This is a genomic window from Streptomyces sp. NPDC037013 (assembly GCF_055607265.1).
Genome location: NZ_JBVJRV010000006.1, coordinates 148,450 through 165,526, shown reverse-complemented (window position 1 = coordinate 165,526; position 17,077 = coordinate 148,450). Strand labels below are relative to the sequence as shown.

Annotated in this window: 13 protein-coding genes; 7 read left to right on the top strand and 6 right to left on the bottom strand. The window is 72.5% G+C overall.

Annotated features, from left to right (window positions below):
• The first annotated feature begins 26 nt into the window (after window positions 1-26).
• The 3 genes from cydD to ACZ7DY_RS22960 all read left to right on the top strand — a co-directional run bounded on the left by cydD (window position 27) and on the right by ACZ7DY_RS22960 (window position 6,599).
• Entirely contained in the window at window positions 27-3,593 is a 3,567-nt protein-coding gene (gene cydD / locus ACZ7DY_RS22970; RefSeq protein ID WP_471137946.1) for a thiol reductant ABC exporter subunit CydD, read from the top strand.
• A gap of 82 nt (window positions 3,594-3,675) precedes the next feature.
• Complete coding sequence (locus ACZ7DY_RS22965; protein ID WP_471137944.1) at window positions 3,676-5,412, top strand: sensor histidine kinase; 1,737 nt, start codon at window positions 3,676-3,678, stop codon at window positions 5,410-5,412.
• A gap of 131 nt (window positions 5,413-5,543) precedes the next feature.
• Window positions 5,544-6,599, top strand: coding sequence for a M23 family metallopeptidase (locus tag ACZ7DY_RS22960; RefSeq protein ID WP_471137943.1), 1,056 nt, complete (start codon window positions 5,544-5,546; stop codon window positions 6,597-6,599).
• A gap of 23 nt (window positions 6,600-6,622) precedes the next feature.
• Here ACZ7DY_RS22960 and ACZ7DY_RS22955 read toward each other — a convergent pair whose 3' ends face one another.
• A complete protein-coding gene (locus tag ACZ7DY_RS22955) occupies window positions 6,623-7,573 on the bottom strand; it encodes a Cof-type HAD-IIB family hydrolase (protein ID WP_471137941.1) in 951 nt (316 codons plus the stop codon).
• Window positions 7,574-7,745: 172 nt separating this feature from the next.
• On the opposite strand from ACZ7DY_RS22955, the gene ACZ7DY_RS22950 reads away from it, so the two are divergent.
• Window positions 7,746-8,657 carry an LLM class flavin-dependent oxidoreductase gene (locus ACZ7DY_RS22950; RefSeq protein ID WP_471137940.1) on the top strand — a complete coding sequence of 304 codons (912 nt, stop codon included), beginning with the start codon at window positions 7,746-7,748 and terminating at the stop codon, window positions 8,655-8,657.
• Window positions 8,658-8,672: 15 nt separating this feature from the next.
• On the opposite strand, the gene ACZ7DY_RS22945 is transcribed toward ACZ7DY_RS22950, so the two are convergent.
• From ACZ7DY_RS22945 to ACZ7DY_RS22925, 5 genes are all read right to left on the bottom strand, one after another.
• Window positions 8,673-9,254, bottom strand: coding sequence for an RNA 2'-phosphotransferase (locus ACZ7DY_RS22945; protein WP_471137939.1), 582 nt, complete (start codon window positions 9,252-9,254; stop codon window positions 8,673-8,675).
• A gap of 141 nt (window positions 9,255-9,395) precedes the next feature.
• Entirely contained in the window at window positions 9,396-10,370 is a 975-nt protein-coding gene (locus tag ACZ7DY_RS22940; protein ID WP_471137938.1) for a MerR family transcriptional regulator, read from the bottom strand.
• Window positions 10,371-10,404: 34 nt separating this feature from the next.
• Complete coding sequence (locus tag ACZ7DY_RS22935) at window positions 10,405-11,313, bottom strand: metal-dependent hydrolase (RefSeq protein WP_471137936.1); 909 nt, start codon at window positions 11,311-11,313, stop codon at window positions 10,405-10,407.
• Window positions 11,310-13,130 carry an SDR family oxidoreductase gene (locus ACZ7DY_RS22930; protein WP_471137934.1) on the bottom strand — a complete coding sequence of 607 codons (1,821 nt, stop codon included), beginning with the start codon at window positions 13,128-13,130 and terminating at the stop codon, window positions 11,310-11,312. The genes ACZ7DY_RS22935 and ACZ7DY_RS22930 overlap by 4 nt, the downstream gene beginning before the upstream one ends.
• On the bottom strand, window positions 13,127-13,978 hold the full coding sequence (locus ACZ7DY_RS22925) for a M24 family metallopeptidase (protein WP_471137932.1): 852 nt from the start codon (window positions 13,976-13,978) through the stop codon (window positions 13,127-13,129). Before ACZ7DY_RS22925 ends, ACZ7DY_RS22930 begins: the two co-directional genes overlap by 4 nt.
• A gap of 303 nt (window positions 13,979-14,281) precedes the next feature.
• Between ACZ7DY_RS22925 and ACZ7DY_RS22920 the strand changes: the two genes are divergently transcribed.
• Genes ACZ7DY_RS22920 through ACZ7DY_RS22910 form a run of 3 tightly spaced genes read left to right on the top strand, consistent with a single transcriptional unit; the run spans window position 14,282 to window position 17,074 of the window.
• Window positions 14,282-15,277 carry an ABC transporter ATP-binding protein gene (locus tag ACZ7DY_RS22920; RefSeq protein ID WP_471138692.1) on the top strand — a complete coding sequence of 332 codons (996 nt, stop codon included), beginning with the start codon at window positions 14,282-14,284 and terminating at the stop codon, window positions 15,275-15,277.
• Window positions 15,267-16,163: an ABC transporter permease gene (locus tag ACZ7DY_RS22915; protein ID WP_471137930.1), complete on the top strand. Its 897-nt coding sequence runs from the start codon at window positions 15,267-15,269 to the stop codon at window positions 16,161-16,163. Before ACZ7DY_RS22920 ends, ACZ7DY_RS22915 begins: the two co-directional genes overlap by 11 nt.
• Window positions 16,163-17,074: an ABC transporter ATP-binding protein gene (locus ACZ7DY_RS22910; RefSeq protein ID WP_471137929.1), complete on the top strand. Its 912-nt coding sequence runs from the start codon at window positions 16,163-16,165 to the stop codon at window positions 17,072-17,074. Before ACZ7DY_RS22915 ends, ACZ7DY_RS22910 begins: the two co-directional genes overlap by 1 nt.
• Window positions 17,075-17,077 lie beyond the last annotated feature (3 nt).

Below are 17,077 nucleotides of genomic sequence, written 5' to 3'. Positions count from 1 at the left end.
CCTGACCTTCGGAGGGTGTGTTTCACGTGAAACCAATCGATCCGCGCCTGCTTCGATACGCCCGGGCCACACGCTTCTTCCTCGTCGCGGTGGTGGCTCTCGGGCTGGCCGGGGCGGGACTGGTCGTCGGTCAGGCGATGCTCATCGCCGAGATCGTGGTCGGTGCCTTCCAGAAGGGGCTCTCCGCGGCCGACCTGGGCACACCGCTGGTGCTGCTCGCCGTCGTCGCGGTAGGGCGGGGTCTCGTCTCGTGGCTGACCGAGCTCGCCGCGCACCGGGCGAGCGCGGCCGTCAAGTCGGAGCTGCGGGGGCGACTCCTCGAGCGGGCCGGCGCCCTCGGCCCGGGGTGGCTCGGGGGACAGCGCACGGGTTCGCTGATCTCCCTCGCCACCCGCGGGGTGGACGCGCTCGACGACTACTTCTCGCGCTACCTGCCGCAGTTGGGGCTCGCGGTGGTGGTCCCGGTGGCGGTGCTCGCCCGCATCGTCACCGAGGACTGGGTGTCGGCGGCGATCATCGTCGTGACCCTGCCGCTCATCCCGGTCTTCATGATCCTGATCGGCTGGGCCACGCAGAACCGCATGGACCGCCAGTGGCGGCTCCTCTCCCGGCTCTCGGGCCACTTCCTCGACGTGGTCGCGGGGCTCCCGACGCTCAAGGTCTTCGGCCGTGCCAAGGCCCAGGCCGACTCGATCCGCAGGATCACCGGCGAGTACCGGCAGGCGACGATGCGGACGCTGCGCATCGCCTTCCTTTCGTCGTTCGCCCTGGAACTGCTCGCGACCATCTCGGTCGCGCTGGTCGCGGTCACCATCGGCATGCGGCTCGTCCACGGCGAGATGGAGCTGTACGACGGGCTCGTCGTCCTGGTCCTCGCGCCCGAGGCGTACCTGCCGCTGCGCCAGGTCGGGGCGCAGTACCACGCGGCGGCGGAGGGGCTCTCGGCCGCCGAGGAGATCTTCGAGGTCCTTCAGGCTCCGGTGCCGGCCGCCGGGACCGGGGCGGCGCCCTCGGGCACGTTGAGCGTGGAGGGCGTGACGGTCCGGTACCCGGGGCGGACGGACGACGTGGTCCGTGGGGCCTCCTTCGAGGTGGCGCCCGGCGAGACCGTGGCGCTCGTGGGGCCCAGCGGGGCGGGCAAGTCGACCCTGCTGAACGTGGTGCTCGGCTTCGTGCGCCCCACCGCGGGCCGGGTGTGCGTCGGCGGCGTCGACCTGGCCGACGTCTCGCCCGAACGGTGGCACGAGCGGATCGCGTGGGTGCCGCAGCGGCCGCACCTCTTCGCCGGGACCGTCGCGGAGAACGTACGGCTGGCGCGGCCGGACGCGGATGACGCGCGGCTGCGGGAGGCGCTCCGGGACGCGGGCGCCCTGGAGTTCGTGGACGCGCTGCCCGCGGGCGTCGGGACGGTCCTCGGTGAGGACGGGGCCGGGCTCTCCGCCGGGCAGCGCCAACGGCTCGCCCTGGCACGGGCGTTCCTCGCCGACCGGCCCGTGGTGCTTCTCGACGAGCCGACGGCGGCGCTCGACGGGACGACCGAGGCGGGGGTCGTCGAGGCGGTCCGCCGGCTGGCGGTGGGGCGGACCGTCCTGCTGGTCGTGCATCGGCCCGCCCTGCTGGCCGTCGCGGACCGGGTCGTACGGCTCGACGCGACTGCTCCGGCTGCTCCGACTGCTCAGGCCGCTCCGGTCGCTTCGGCCGCCTCGGGGTACGTCGGAGACGCCGAGCACGCCGTAGATGCCGGCCACGGTGGCGTGGGCGCTCCGGAAGCGGAGCGGGGTGGCCCGGCGACAGGGCCGGCCGTGCCCGCTGACGAGAGTGCCCCGCGCGCGGGAGGCCGCGCGGGCGGCAGGGTGCTCGCCCGGGTCCGGCACGCCGCGCGCGCCAGGCGCGGTCAGCTCGCGCTCGCCCTGCTGCTCGGCAGTCTGGCGCTCGGGAGCGCCGTCGGGCTCATGGCCACCTCGGGGTGGCTGATCTCGCGGGCCTCGGAGCAGCCCCCGGTGATGTACCTGATGATCGCCGTGACCGCGACCCGCGCCTTCGGCATCGGCCGCGCCGTCTTCCGATACGCCGAGCGGCTCGTCTCGCACGACGCCGTGCTGCGGATGCTCGCCGACACCCGGGTCGCCGTCTACCGGCGCCTGGAGCGGCTCGCCCCTGCAGGGCTGCGCGGTACGCGCCGCGGTGACCTCCTCTCCCGGCTGGTCGCCGACGTCGACGCCCTGCAGGACTACTGGCTGCGGTGGCTGCTGCCCGCCTGCGCGGCGGCCGTCGTGAGCGCGGGGGCGGCCGGCTTCACCGCCTGGCTGCTGCCCGAGGCGGGGGCGGTGCTCGCCGTGGGGCTGCTCGCCGCGGGCGTCGGCGTACCGCTGGTGAGCGGTGCCGTGGCCCGTCGCGCCGAGCGGAAGCTGGCCCCCGCGCGCGGGGTGCTCGCCACGCGCGTGGCCGATCTGCTCACGGGCACCGCCGAGTTGACCGTCGCGGGTGCGCTGGGGCGGCGTACCGCCAGGGCGGGGGAGGCCGACGCCGAGCTGACCCGGATCGCCTCGCGGGGTGCGACGGCCACCGCGCTCGGCGACGGGCTCTCCGCGCTCGTCACCGGGCTCACGGTGACCGCGGCCGCATTCGTCGGCGTGCAGGCGGTGCACGACGGGCGGCTCGGCGGAGTGGCGCTGGCCGCTGTCGTGCTGACGCCGCTCGCCGCCTTCGAGGCGGTGCTGGGGCTGCCGCTCGCCGTGCAGTACCGCCAGCGGGTCAAGAAGAGCGCCGAGCGGGTCCACGAAGTCCTCGACGCGCCCGTGCCGGTGGCCGAGCCCGCCGTGCCCGCGCCGGTACCGCACACGCCCTTCCCGCTGCGCGTCGAGGGGCTGCGCGCCCGGTACGAGGGGCAGGACCGGGACGCGCTCGACGGCGTCGGCCTCACGCTGGAGCGCGGGCGGCGGATCGCCGTGGTCGGCCCGTCCGGCTCCGGCAAGACGACGCTCGCGCAGGTGCTGCTGCGTTTCCTCGGGGCGCACGAGGGGACGTACACGCTCAGCGGCACGGACGCCGCCGCGCTGGACGGTGACGCCGTGCGCCGCATGGTCGGGCTGTGTGCCCAGGACGCCCACATCTTCGACAGTTCGGTGCGGGAGAACCTGCTGCTCGCCAAGAAGGACGCCACGGAGGAGGAGCTCCGCGACGCCCTGGAGCGGGCGCGGCTCGGCGGGTGGGCCGACGCCCTGCCCGAGGGGCTCGACACGCCGGTCGGCCAGCACGGGGCCCGGCTCTCCGGAGGGCAGCGGCAGCGTCTGGCGCTGGCCCGCGCGCTCCTCGCCGACTTCCCCGTCCTCATCCTGGACGAGCCCGCCGAACACCTCGACCTGCCCACCGCCGACGCCCTCACCGCCGACCTGCTGGCCGCGACCGAGGGCCGCACGACGCTGCTCATCACGCACCGGCTCGCCGGGCTCGACGCCGTGGACGAGGTGATCGTCCTGGAGGCCGGGCGGGTGGCGCAGCGCGGCACCTACGCGGAGCTCACGGCGGCGGAGGGGCCGCTGCGTCGGATGCGGGAGGTGGAGCGGGCCGCGGACCTGCTGGTGACGGGATGAGGGGCGGCCCCGGAAACCCGCCCCGGAAACCCAACCCTGCTTCGACTTTCCCCTGCAAATAGGACTTACTAGGCTCAAAGGCATGTCAGCACCCTCGGCCTCCGCCGATCCCCCGCCCCCCGACGCCTCGCCGCCCTCGGCGGACGCGGCCACGCGGGCGACCCGCAGTCTGCAAGGGCTCTCCCCAGAGCTGACGTCCCGGGTGCCGCAGCTGCTCGAAGCGATGCGGTCGGTCGGTACCGGGCTCGAACTGCACACCACCCTCGACCGCATCTGTGAGACGGCCGCCGAGCTCGCGGACGCCCGCTACGCCGCGATCGGCGTCGTCGCCGAAGACGGCCAGGGCCTCTCCGACTTCGTCTACCACGGCATCGACGCGGAGACCGCCGAGCGGATCGGGCACCTGCCCGACGGGCACAAAGGGCTCCTGGGCGCCCTCATCCACCAGCCGCGGACCCTGCGCCTCGCCGACCTCGCCGCCGACCCGCGGTCCTGCGGGTTCCCGGCCCACCACCCCCCGATGCGGACCTTCCTCGGTGTCCCGATCCGCGTCCAGGGCGAGATCTTCGGCAACCTCTACCTGACGGAGAAGCGGGACGGAGCGGACTTCAACGACTACGACGTGCACATGGTGCGCGTCCTCGCCACGGAGGCGGGCATCGCCATCGGAAACGCACGCCTCTACGAAGCCGCCAAACAGCGCGAGCGCTGGATCGACGGCTCCGTGGCGGTCACCACGGCCCTGCTGTCCGGCAGCGACGCGGAGGACGCGCTCGCCGTCGTCGCCGAGCAGGCCAGGCACCTCGCCGACTCGGCGGCGGGCATCGTGCTGCTGCCCGACGAGGAGGGCGGCATGGAGGTCGTCGCAGTCTCCTCGGAGGAGCCCACCGGCGCCCTCGGCGTCATCGTGCCGCCGGAGAGCCGCATCGTGGCGGACCTCCTGGAGGGCAACTCCGTCTTCATCGACGACATGGCCACCGACCCGCGCGTCATGACCGACATCGCCCGCGCCTTCGGCCCCGTCATGATGCTGCCCCTGCAGAGCGACGGCCGGGTCCTCGGCACGCTCGTGACGCCCCGCGCGCGCGGGGGACGGCCGTTCAGCGAGGCCGAGCGGACGCTCGCCACCCAGTTCGCCTCGCAGGCGGCGCTCGCGCTGATGATGGCCGAGGCCCAGCGGGACCGGGAGCGCCTCGCGGTCTACGAGGACCGCGACCGGATCGCCAGGGACCTGCACGACCTCGTCATCCAGCGCCTCTTCGCCACCGGGATGATGCTGGAGAGCGCCCAGCGCAGGTCGGTCGTGCCGGAGGTGCAGGTCGGTGTCGGCAGGGCCGTCGACGAACTGGACGTGACCATCCAGGAGATCCGTACGGCGATCTTCGCGCTCCAGCAGGGGCCGGCCGAGGCGCCGTCCGGGCTGCGCACCCGCGTCCTGCGCGAGATCAACATGGCCGCCGTCCCGCTGGGCTTCAAGCCCTCGCACCACTTCGTGGGCCCCGTCGACACGGTGGTCGGCGAACTGACCGGAAAGAACCTCATCGCCGCGCTGCGCGAGGCACTGTCCAACGCCTTCCGGCACGCGAAGGCGGCCCGCATCGACGTCGTCGTCGACTCCACCGTGGTCCTCCCGGACGGGCAGCACGGCGTGCGGCTCACCGTCGCCGACGACGGCGTGGGCATCGCGGAGGGCGGCCGGCGCAGCGGCCTGAAGAACCTCAAGCGACGGGCCGAGTCACTGGGCGGCGACAGCTGGTACGGGCCCGGCATCGGCGAGGACGGGGGCGGCACGACGGTGGTGTGGCAGGCGCCGTACTGACGTGGGGCCGCCGGGGGGGCGGGGCGCGCGCCTGTTCGGCGGTACGCGGGTGAGCCGTACGGGGTACCGCGCCCCCCGCCCGCACGAGTCGCGCGGGACCCGTGCGGCCGCGGCGGGCAACGATCCCTGGCATGGTCCTGAGCCGCCACCGCCGCCCGCACCCGTTCCTCGGCGTGCCGGTCCTGCTGTGCGCGCTGCTCTGGGTACTGCCGCCCGTCCCCACCCCGGCCGCCGCATCGGAAGGGCCGGGCACCAGCGCCGAGGTGGCACGGCTCTACGAAGAGGCCTCCTCGGCGACCGCACGCTACGAAGAGGGACGCCGGGCGGCCCGCACCCAGAAGACGAAGGTTCGGAAACTGGACCGACTCCTCTCCCGGGAGCGCCACGAAGCGCAGGCGCTCCACGGCGACCTCGGCCGGCTGGCGAGCGCCCAGTACCGCACCGGCGGCGGCCTCCCCTACACCGTGCAGCTGCTCCTCGCCGACAGCCCCGACGCCCTGATGCGCGGCGAGCGCGCCATGTGGCAGGCGGACCTCGCCGTCAACGGCGCCGTCGCCAAGACCCGGCGGGCGGCGGCCGGCCTCGCCGTCGCCAAGCGCCGGGCGGACCGCGCCAGGCGCTTGCTGGACCGGCGCACCGTACGCCTCGCGCGGCTCAAGCACACCATCGAGCGGAAGCTGGAGGCGGCGCGGTGGACGCTGCAGGGTGAGGCCGACCGGTCGGCCGCGGCGGGCACGTGCCGGGGCGCGGTCCGTCTCGACCAGCCGCGAAGGCCCGCCACGCGCGCGTGGGTCGCGCCCCTGACGTCGTACGAACTCTCCGCCGGCTTCGACAGCGCCGGTGAGCGCTGGGCGCACCGGCACACCGGGCAGGACCTCGCGGCCGACATCGGGACGCCCGTGCGGGCGGTCGGCGCGGGCCGGGTGGAGCGGGTCTCGTGCGGCGGCGGCTTCGGCATCGAGGTCGTGGTGCGGCACAGGGGCGGGTACTTCACGCAGTACGCGCACCTCGCGGCCGTCACCGTCGACCAGGGGGACCGGGTGCGCCCCGGCCAGTGGGTGGGGCAGGTCGGCACGACCGGCAATTCGAGCGGCCCGCACCTGCATTTCGAGGCGCGGCTCACGCCCGACCTGGGGTCCGGCGTTGATCCGCTGAAGTGGCTGGCCGAGCGGGGCGTCAGGCTCTGAACGGGCCGGCGCCCGGATGGGCCTCAGCCGTCGGCGCGGCCGTGGTGGTCCCGCAGGATCCGCTCGATCACGACCGCGACACCGTCGTCGTTGTTGGCGACCGTGCGTCCGGAGGCGGCGGCGACGACGTCCGGGTGGGCGTTGCCCATCGCGTAGGACGTGCCCGCCCAGGCGAGCATCTCGATGTCGTTCGGCATGTCTCCGAAGGCGACGACCTCCTGGGGGGTGATGCCGCGTTCCGCGCAGCACAGTTCCAGGGTGCTGGCCTTGGAGACGCCCGGCCCGCTGATCTCCAGGAGGGCGCTGGGGCTCGACCGGGTGACCGTGGCGCGGTCCGCGATGGCCGCGCGGGCGAGCACCAGGAACTCGTCGGGCGCGAGGCCGGGGTGGAAGGCGAGCACCTTCAGGACGGGCTGGTCCGCGGCGGCGAGGTCCGAGGAGTCCGCGGGATCTTCGGCGAGCAGCTTCTCCGCGGACGCGACGCTCTGGGCCGGCTCCATGTGCAGCGGCGGGTACGTCTCCTCGTGGTGCAGTCCCCCGGTCCGCTCGACGGCGAAGGACGTGCCCGGCGCGGCGGCGCGCACCCTGCGCACGACGTCGAGGGCGCACTCCCTGGCCAGCTCACGGACCTTGACGAAGTGGTGGGTGCCGGGGCCGCCGTGCAGGTCGACCACGGCGGCGCCGTTGCCGCAGATGGCGAGGCCGTGGCCGTGGACGTGGGCGCTGACGACATCCATCCAGCGGGCCGGGCGGCCGGTCACGAAGAAGACCTCGATGCCCGCCTCCTCGGCGGCCGCGAGCGCGGCGACGGTGCGGTCCGAGACCGTCTTGTCGTCGCGCAGCAGCGTGCCGTCGAGATCCGTCGCGATCAGCCGGGGCCGCGGTCGCGGCCCGGCCGGGACCCCGGCCGCCCGTGCGGTGGGTGCCGGGGCGCTGGAGGCCGGGCTCTGGGGCCCTGGGGTAGCTGAGGTCACGTCGACGATTGTCCCGTATCCGCGTGCACGGGCGTGCGCTGGGGCGCACATCTGAGTACCTCACCGGCGGCGCGGGAGCCCCCTGGGCGGGCGCGGGACGGTGTAAGGGCCGGGGGGGCAGTGGGCGGAGGCCCGAAGCACCGGCCGTGGCCACCGCCGTAAGCTCTGTGACATGAGTCTGCGCCTGAGCACCGTGATTCTGCCCGTACGCCGCTGGCACGAGGGGGCCCGCGACCAGTGGACGCGCGCCGAGGAGCTCGGTTTCCACGCGGCCTACACCTACGACCACCTGGCCTGGCGCTCCTTCCGCGACGAAGCGTGGTTCGGCGCGCTGCCCACGCTGACCGCCGCCGCGACGGCGACCGAGCGGCTGCGCCTGGGGACGCTCGTTACCTCCCCCAACTTCCGGCACCCGGTGACGCTGGCCAAGGAACTCATCGCGCTCGACGACATCTCCGGCGGCCGCGTCACGCTCGGCATCGGCGCCGGCGGCAACGGCTTCGACGCCACGACGCTCCTCAAGGCCGGTGAGGAGCCCTGGACCCCGCGTGAGCGCGCCGACCGGTTCGGGGAGTTCGTGCCGCTGCTCGACCGGCTCCTGACCGAGGAGTCGGTGACGTACGAGGGGACCTTCTACTCGGCGACCGAGGCGCGCAACATCCCGGGCTGCGCGCAGCGCCCGCGGCTGCCCTTCGCGGTCGCGGCCACCGGCCCGCGCGGGCTGCGGCTCGCCGCCCGGCACGGGCAGGCGTGGGTGACCACGGGGGACCCGAAGCTCTACGAGACGGGCACGCCGGAGCAGTCCCGCGAGGCGATCAGCGGTCAGATCGAGAAGCTCGGCAAGGCGTGTGCGGAGGCCGGGCGGGACATGTCCGAGCTGGACAAGATCCTGCTGACCGGGTTCACGCCGGACCGGAACCGTCCGCTGGAGTCCGTCGACGCCTTCGTGGATTTCGCGGGCCGCCACCAGGAGATGGGCTTCACCGAGCTCGTCGTCCACTGGCCGATCCCGGACTCCGTCTTCGCCGCGGACCAGTCGGTGTTCGAGAAGATCGCCACGGAGGCCGCGCACCAGCTGCGCTGAGCCTCCCGCCGTGCGTCAGCGCGGCCCCGGGAAGCGCAGGCGGCCGGGCGGGACGGCGGCCGTGAGCCAGACGCCGTTGGCGCTGACCTGGAAGACGTGGCCGTCGCGGTGCATCGCGCCCGCGTCGACGGAGAGGACGACGGGACGGCCGCGGCGGGCGCCGACGCGTGCCGCGGTCTCGCGGTCGGGCGAGAGGTGCACGGCGTGCCGGTTCATGGGGCGCAGCCCCTCGGCGCGGATCGAGTCCAGTCGGGTCGCCACGGTGCCGTGGTAGAGGTACGCGGGCGGGGTGGCGGGCGGCAGGCCGAGGTCGACGTCGACGGAGTGGCCCTGGCTGGCGCGGATGCGGCCGTCCTCGACGGCGAAGCGCTGCTTGTCGTTGGCGGCGACCACGTGGTCCAGCTCGTCGCGGGTGAGGGGGAAGCGGTGTGCCGCGGCGGCGGCGAGGAGCACGTCGATCTCCACCCAGCCGTTCGCGTCGAGGGTGATCCCGATCCGGTCCGGGCTGTGGCGCAGGTGTCTGGACAGGTACTTGGACACCTTCACGGCGCGTCGCTCGTCCGTGAGGTGGCCGCCGGCGGGGGGTCTTTCCTTCATGGCTTCAGCGTCTCGGTGATCCGTTCTCCGCGCACTCGATTTTCGTCCACCGACTTTTCATCGACGAATTTCGGGTCGAAGGTTTGATCCACAGTCAAGTCGAGTTATCCACAGGTCAGTTGGCAATTCTGTGGACAACTCTCAGGCGGTAGGCGGCATTTGCTCAAGATGTGCCGTATCAGCGTCAGTTGCGACCAATGCATCCAATCTCCTTGTCTGTACTTCCCGTTCGGCTGCCGCCGCGATGAACGCCGACGCGTTCTCCGGACCAACCAGGGCCTGAACAGCCCGCATTGTGGAGGCGGGCAGTGTCACACTCTGCGGCTCGTCCGACGGATGGGCGGGCTGGTCGGGCTCCAAGTGCCGGCGGAGGTGCCGCGTGGCGAACAGGCGCATGGCCCGGGCCAGTTCGGCGTCGACCGACTGCTGTGCGAGCGGCCGCAGCCTCCGTACGAGAGAGGCCGCCTCGGCCGCGTCCGCCTCGGTCGGCGGGTGATGACCGAGGTACCGCGCGAACACGTGCTCGGTCGTGAACTCCAGGAAACGGGAGGCAATATGCTCGACCTGCCCCCTCAACTCCCGCAAATGCCCCGATATCGCCGACAGCGGTACGCCCGCAGCGTGCAACTCCACGGCCACGGAGAGCTCTTGGGGGCTCGGCACGAGGAACTCGTCCTCGCGCCCCGGCATCGGTTCGAGCACCCCGAGGGCGACCGCGTCGGCCACCGCCGCCTCGTCCGGAACACCGCCGAAGGCCGCGTCGAGCTCGGCGCGGGTGATCCGGTCGGCCTTCTCGTCCGTCCACGGCCCGTCGACCTCCGCCGCGAGACCGAGCACCCCGCCAAGACCCCGCCCGGCATCCCAGGCCTCCAGGAGCTCCTTGATGGAGGCCAGGGTGTACCCGCGGTCCAGCAGGTCGGCGATCTGCCGCAACCGCGCCAGATGCGCGTCCCCGTACACGTTCGACCGGCCGCGTCGCTCCGGGCGGGGGAGCAGCCCGCGGTCCTGGTAGGCGCGGATCGTGCGGACCGTCGCGCCGCTGTGGTGCGCCAGGTCCTCGATGCGGTACTCCGCGCGGTGCGCCGCCCGGCCCTCCGTGGGCTCCGTGTAGGCCACGCTCCCCACCCTTCGTGTCGCTCCGTGCCAGGACCTAGGCGGTGGCCGCCCGGCCGATCGCGCCCGCCGCGGCCCGCGCCGCGGGCGACCGCGCCAGATAGTCGACGGCCTTGCGCAACGAGCCTTCCTGCGAGGGATGGTACGACCGTCGCAGATAGCGGGGTATCGCCGTGCCGATCTCGCGCCAGGTGGGCAGCAGGCCCCGGCCGACCGCCTTGTTGTGCTCGGCCAGGGAGTACCGCAGGCGGCCCGCCAACTGGGGGTCGTGGCGGATCAGATAGGCCGTGCCCCAGATCCACAGGTACAGCATCACGGGGGCGGTGACCGTCATGCCGGCGATCCTGCGGGCGTACCGGGGAAGGCCCCGGCCGCCGCAGTGCTGGAACATGTCGAAGGCGACCGCGCGGTGCTCCACCTCCTCCGCGCCGTGCCAGCGCAGCAGGTCGAGCATCACCTCGTCGGCCCCGGCCCGGTCGAGCCCCTCGGCGTGCAGGACCCAGTTCCCGAGGACCGCCGTGAACTGCTCGATCGCGGCGATGATCGAGAGCCGGAACCGCAGCCACTCCTGGGTCGGCACCGGCGCGCCCAGGGGCGGCCGCTCCCCGAGGAGCTTCTCGAAGAGGAAGTCGACGTACCGGGTGAAGGCCGCGGTGTCGAGCCGCTGCGCGGCCAGGTGGTCCAGCACGTGCGCGTGCTGCACGCTGTGCGTGGCCTCCTGCCCCATGAACCCCTTGACGTCGTCCCGCAGCACCGGATCGGTGATCAGCGGCAGGCCCTCCTTGAAGACCTTCACGAACCACCGCTCCCCCGCCGGGAGCAGCAGATGCAGGACGTTGATGACGTGGGTGGCGGTCGGCTCGTCCGGTATCCAGTGCAGCGGTGTCTCGTCCCAGTCGAACGAGACTCGGCGCGGCACGATCGCGTGGTGCTCCTCGGTGCTCACAACGGCGGCTCCAATCGGGCCATCGCGCGCAGGGCCTTCGGGCTGAGGCGGGACATGAAGCGGGCGCCGCGGGCCTCGGGGGTGACCGGGACGACCGCCTGGTTCTTGACGACGGCGTGCAGGATCGCGTCGGCGACCTTCTCCGGCGGGTAGTTCCGCAGGCCGTACAGGCGGGCGGACTTCTGCTGGCGGCGCTTCTCCTCGTCGGCGCCGACACCGACGAAGCGGGAGGTCGCCGTGATGTTCGTGTTCACGAAGCCCGGGCAGATCGCGGAGACCCCGATGCCCTGGTCGGCGAGTTCCGCGCGCAGGCACTCGCTGAGCATCAGGACGGCCGCCTTGGAGGTGCTGTACGCCGGCAGGGTCCTGGAGGGCTGATACGCCGCCGCGGAAGCGGTGTTGACGATGTGGCCACCCTGGCCGCGCTCGGCCATCTGCTTGCCGAAGAGCCGGCAGCCGTGGATGACGCCCCACAGATTGACGTCGAGGACCTTCTTCCAGTCCTCGCTGCTGGTGTCGAGGAAGGAGCCGGCGAGGCCGATGCCCGCGTTGTTCACCAGGACGTCCACCACGCCGTACTCCGTGGCGACGCGCTCGGCGAGCTTCTCCATGGCCTGCTCGTCGGTGACGTCGACCGTCTCGCCCCACGCGGCGGGGGCGCCTATCAGCCGGGCCATCTCCGCCGTGCGGGCCGCGCTCTCCGCGTCCCGGTCGACGGCCACCACGCGCGCCCCGGCTTCGGCGAAGGCGAAGGCGGTGGCCCGCCCGATCCCGCTGCCCGCTCCGGTGACCAGTACGAGCTGGCCGCCGAACCGGTCGGCGTGCCTGCCGGTGGCGGCGCTGTCGTTGACGGGCATGCCATCCTCGTTCGTCGTGACGAATTCGCCGATCCAGGCCGTCAGTTGGTGGGGGCGGGTGCGGGGCACCCAGTGCTTGGCCGGCAGGGTGCGGCGGATCAGCTGCGGGGCCCACTGCTCCAGCTCGTCGTAGAGCCGCTCGGAGAGGAAGATGTCTCCGGAGGGCGTGATGAGCTGCACGGGCGCGTGGGCATACGCGTCGGTGCGCGGCCTGCGCAGCCGCGCGCGGACGTTGTCGCGGTAGAGCCAGGCGCCGTGCGCGGCGTCCTCGGGCAGCGACGGCGTCGGATAGTCGCCCGGCGGGACCTTCTCCAGACGGCGGAGGATCTTCGGCCACTGCTTGGCGAGCGGGCCGCGCCAGGCGAGCTCGGGGAGCACGGGGGTGTGCAGCATGTACACGTACCAGGACTTGGCGCCCTGGCCGAGGAGCTGGCCGACCTTGCGGGGCGTCGGCCGGGACATCCGCCGCTTGATCCAGTGCCCGAAGTGGTCGAGCGAGGGCCCCGACATCGACGTGAAGGACGCGATGCGGCCCTCCGTGCGCTTGACGGTGACGAACTCCCAGGACTGCACCGAGCCCCAGTCGTGCCCGACGACGTGCACCGGCCTCTCCGGGCTGACCGCGTCGATGACGGCCACGAAGTCGTCGGTCAGCTTCTCCAGGGTGAAGCCGCCGCGCAGCGGCCGCGGGGCCGTCGACCTGCCGTGGCCGCGGACGTCGTACAGCACGACGTGGAAGCGGTCCGCGAGGCGGCCCGCGACCTCGCTCCACACCTCCTTGGAGTCCGGATAGCCGTGCACCAGCACGATCGTGGGCCGATCCGGGTCGCCCAGCTCGGCGACACACAGCTCCACCCCGCCCGTGCGCACCCAACGCTCGCGCGCGCCCTTCAGGCCTCCGGCGCCGCGGCCCGCGCCCGAGCCCGCGCCCGTTCCCTCGGTGATGTCTCCGGTCGTCATGCGGCGGCCCTCTCCTCAGCCCAGCGCCGCACATGCGGCAGATCGTCGTCCAGCCAGAACGCGCTCTGTTCGGGGTCCTTGGAGTCGGTGACGACCAGGATCTCCTCGAACTTCGCGCCCGTACCCCGGAATCCGAGGTGCGGCTCGACCGCCCAGAGCCCCTTCTGGGGCGGGTGGTCGGAGAACTTGTACGGCGACCACAGCGGCGACCAGCCGTCGCGGTGGCCGTGCAGGGCGTCGCTCGCCAGCCCCTTCAGCGACTGCGTGCCGAACCCGAAGATGTGCGGGGTCAGGCGGCGCTCCTTGACCCGGTCGACCTTGTGCGCGATCACGCCGAACGGATACGCGCGGTGGCGGTTGGCATAGCCCTGGCGGACCATGAGCCGGTCGACGTCCTCATAGATCTCGCGGAGCGGACGGCGCTCGCGCACCTCGCGCAGGATCAGCTCGCGGTGCGCCTCCAGGTCGGCGAGGAGCCTGTCGTGCACGGGGTTCAGGCCCAGGCAGCCGGAGTAGCCGATGTCGGCCGTGAAGCCCTTGTAGACCGGGGCCATGTCGAGGATGAAGGGCATCCCCGGCTCCAGCCTGCGGTGGGTGGGGAAAAACTGCAGCGGAACACGGAAGTTCACGAACGCCGTGCGGTCCCCGAACCAGGCGAAGGGCAGGTGGAACCAGTCCCGCACACCCCGCTCGCGCAGCCACTCCCGCTGCATCCGCGCCGCCTCGCGCTCGGTCACCCCCGGCTTGAGCTGCGCCGCGACCGCCTCCGCGCATTCATACGCGAGGGTCTGCACTTCCCTGAACCCTCGCAGTTCCGCCGAGAGTTCGCCTGCCACCGCTGAGGTCATGCCACCGTCCGTCCCGAGTCCGGTCCATCCCGTGTCCGGTCCATCGCCGTACGCGGTCGTAACTTGACACTGATGAATGTGACAATGCCCGGCGGCTACGTCAAGGGTTCCGACCGACCTGCGGGACAGCTCCGGGACACCTCGGGGAACGACCGACGACGCCTCGGGGACGGCTCCGGCGAAACCCCCAGAGGTCGACTTCCGGACGACCCTTACGGGCCCGTAATACCCGAGAGTGAGGCCGGGGCAGGCCCCTGGGCTGACGACCCGTGTGGTTCACGCCACTAGCGTCGAAGCGTGACTGTGATCGCGACCGAAAGCCTGAGCAAGCGGTTCCCACGGGTGACCGCGCTTGACCGGCTCTCCATGGACATCGGGCCCGGTGTGACCGGACTCGTCGGGGCCAATGGAGCCGGCAAGTCCACACTGATCAAGATCCTGCTGGGTCTGTCCCCCGCCACGGAGGGCCGCGCCGCCGTGCTCGGCCTCGACGTCGCCACCAGCGGCGGTGAGATCCGCGAACTCGTGGGATACATGCCCGAGCACGACTGCCTGCCGCCCGACGTCTCGGCCACCGAGTTCGTCGTCCACATGGCGCGCATGTCCGGGCTCCCGCCCACCGCGGCCCGCGAGCGCACCGCGGACACCCTGCGCCACGTCGGCCTCTACGAGGAGCGCTACCGCCCCATCGGCGGCTACTCGACCGGCATGAAGCAGCGTGTGAAGCTCGCGCAGGCCCTCGTCCACGACCCCCGCCTGGTCTTCCTCGACGAGCCGACGAACGGCCTCGACCCGGTCGGACGCGACGAGATGCTCGCCCTGATCCGCCGCATCCACACCGACTTCGGCATCTCGGTCCTGGTCACCTCGCACCTCCTCGGCGAACTGGAGCGCACCTGCGACCACGTCGTCGTCATCGACGGCGGCAGGCTCCTGCGGTCCAGCTCCACCACCGACTTCACCCAGACCACCACCACGCTCGCCGTCGAGGTCACGGACACCGACGCCCACCCCGACGGCACCCGCGCGCTGCGCGACGCGCTCCGGGACCGCGGCGTCGACACCACGACCGGCGGCGAACTGCCCGGCGCGGGGCACACGATCCTGCTCACCGCCGAGGGCGAGGAGACCTACGACGTCGTGCGCGACCTCGTCGCCGACCTCGGCCTCGGCCTGGTCCGGATGGAACAGCGCAGGCACCACATCGCGGAGGTCTTCAAGGACGAGCCGCACCAGGAGCCCGTCCCCGAGCCCGCGGCCGCCGCACAGCAGACAGGAGGCCGGCGCGATGAGCACTGAACCCGCCCGCACCGACGCCACCCGGATCCACAACATCGGGTACCGCAATTACGACGGCCCCCGCCTCGGCCGCGCCTACGCCCGCCGCTCGCTCTTCTCGCAGAGCCTGCGCGGCGCCTACGGCCTGGGCCGGTCCGCCAAGTCCAAGGTCCTGCCGATGATCCTCTTCGCGGTGATGTGCGTCCCCGCCGCGATCATGGTGGCGGTCGCCGTCTTCACCAAGGCCAAAGAGCTCCCCGTCGACTACACGCGCTACGCGCTCTTCCTCCAGGCCGTCATCAGCCTCTTCCTCGCCGCCCAGGCCCCGCAGACCGTCTCCCGCGACCTGCGCTTCAAGACCGTGCCGCTCTACTTCTCGCGCCCCATCCAGCGCGGCGACTACGTCCTCGCCAAGTTCGCCGCCATGGCCTCCGCCCTCTTCGTCCTCACGGCCGCGCCGCTGATCGTGCTCTACGTAGGAGCGCTCCTCGCCAAGCTGGACTTCGCCGACCAGACGAAGGGCTTCGGCCAGGGCCTGGTCTCCGTGGTGCTGCTGTCCCTGCTCTTCTCCGGGATCGCGCTGGTCATCTCGGCGATCACCCCGCGCCGCGGCTTCGGCATCGCCGCCGTCATCGCCGTCATGACCATCACCTACGGCGCGGTCTCCACGGTCCAGGCGATCGCCTACGAACAGGGCAGCACCGGAGCCATCGCCTGGCTGGGCCTCTTCTCGCCGATCACGCTCATCGACGGGGTGCAGAGCGCCTTTCTCGGCGCGACCTCCGCCTTCCCCGGAGGGGAAGGCCCCTCGACCGGCCTCGGCCTCGTCTACGTCCTCGTCGTCCTCGGCCTCATCGCGGGCTGCTACGGCGCCATGATGCGCCGCTACCGGAAGGTCGGCCTCTGATGACCACCATCACCATCGACCATGTCTCCCGTTGGTTCGGCAACGTGGTGGCGGTCAACGACATCACCATGGACATCGGCCCCGGCGTCACGGGTCTCCTCGGTCCCAACGGCGCCGGAAAGTCGACGCTCATCAACATGATGGGTGGTTTCCTCGCCCCCTCCACGGGCAGCGTCACCCTCGACACCAAGCCGATCTGGCGCAATGAACGCATCTACGAGGAGATCGGCATCGTCCCCGAGCGCGAGGCGATGTACGACTTCCTCACGGGACGCGAATTCGTCGTCGCCAACGCCGAGTTGCAGGGCCTGGACGAGCGGGCCGCCAAGAAGGCGCTCGCCACGGTCCAGATGGAGTATGCGCAGGACCGGAAGATCTCCACGTACTCCAAGGGCATGCGCCAGCGCGTGAAGATGGCCTCCGCCCTCGTCCACGACCCGTCCGTGCTCCTGCTCGACGAGCCCTTCAACGGCATGGACCCGCGTCAGCGCATGCAGCTGATGGAGCTCCTGCGGGCCATGGGCGACCAGGGCCGCACCGTCCTGTTCTCCTCGCACATCCTCGAAGAGGTCGAACAGCTCGCCTCGCACATCGAAGTGATCGTCGCCGGACGGCACGCCGCCAGCGGTGACTTCCGCAGGATCCGCCGCCTGATGACCGACCGCCCGCACCGCTACCTCGTCCGCTCCAGCGACGACCGCGCACTGGCCGCCGCGCTGATCGCCGACCCGTCCACGGCCGGCATCGAAGTCGACCTCCAGGAGGGCGCCCTGCGCATCCAGGCGGTCGATTTCGGCCGGTTCACCGCGCTGCTGCCCCGGGTCGCCCGCGAGCACGGCATCCGGCTCCTGACGGTCTCGCCCTCGGACGAGTCCCTCGAGTCGGTCTTCTCCTACCTCGTCGCGGCCTGAAGG

Excerpts from the sequence above, each read along its gene's own strand:
- ACZ7DY_RS22965 (WP_471137944.1), top strand. The coding sequence starts at position 3,676 with ATGTCAGCACCCTCGGCCTCCGCCGATCCCCCGCCCCCCGACGCCTCG.
- ACZ7DY_RS22960 (WP_471137943.1), top strand. The coding sequence starts at position 5,544 with ATGGTCCTGAGCCGCCACCGCCGCCCGCACCCGTTCCTCGGCGTGCCG.
- ACZ7DY_RS22950 (WP_471137940.1), top strand. The coding sequence starts at position 7,746 with ATGAGTCTGCGCCTGAGCACCGTGATTCTGCCCGTACGCCGCTGGCAC.
- ACZ7DY_RS22945 (WP_471137939.1), bottom strand. The coding sequence starts at position 9,254 with ATGAAGGAAAGACCCCCCGCCGGCGGCCACCTCACGGACGAGCGACGC.
- ACZ7DY_RS22930 (WP_471137934.1), bottom strand. The coding sequence starts at position 13,130 with ATGACGACCGGAGACATCACCGAGGGAACGGGCGCGGGCTCGGGCGCG.
- ACZ7DY_RS22925 (WP_471137932.1), bottom strand. The coding sequence starts at position 13,978 with ATGACCTCAGCGGTGGCAGGCGAACTCTCGGCGGAACTGCGAGGGTTC.
- ACZ7DY_RS22915 (WP_471137930.1), top strand. The coding sequence starts at position 15,267 with ATGAGCACTGAACCCGCCCGCACCGACGCCACCCGGATCCACAACATC.
- ACZ7DY_RS22910 (WP_471137929.1), top strand. The coding sequence starts at position 16,163 with ATGACCACCATCACCATCGACCATGTCTCCCGTTGGTTCGGCAACGTG.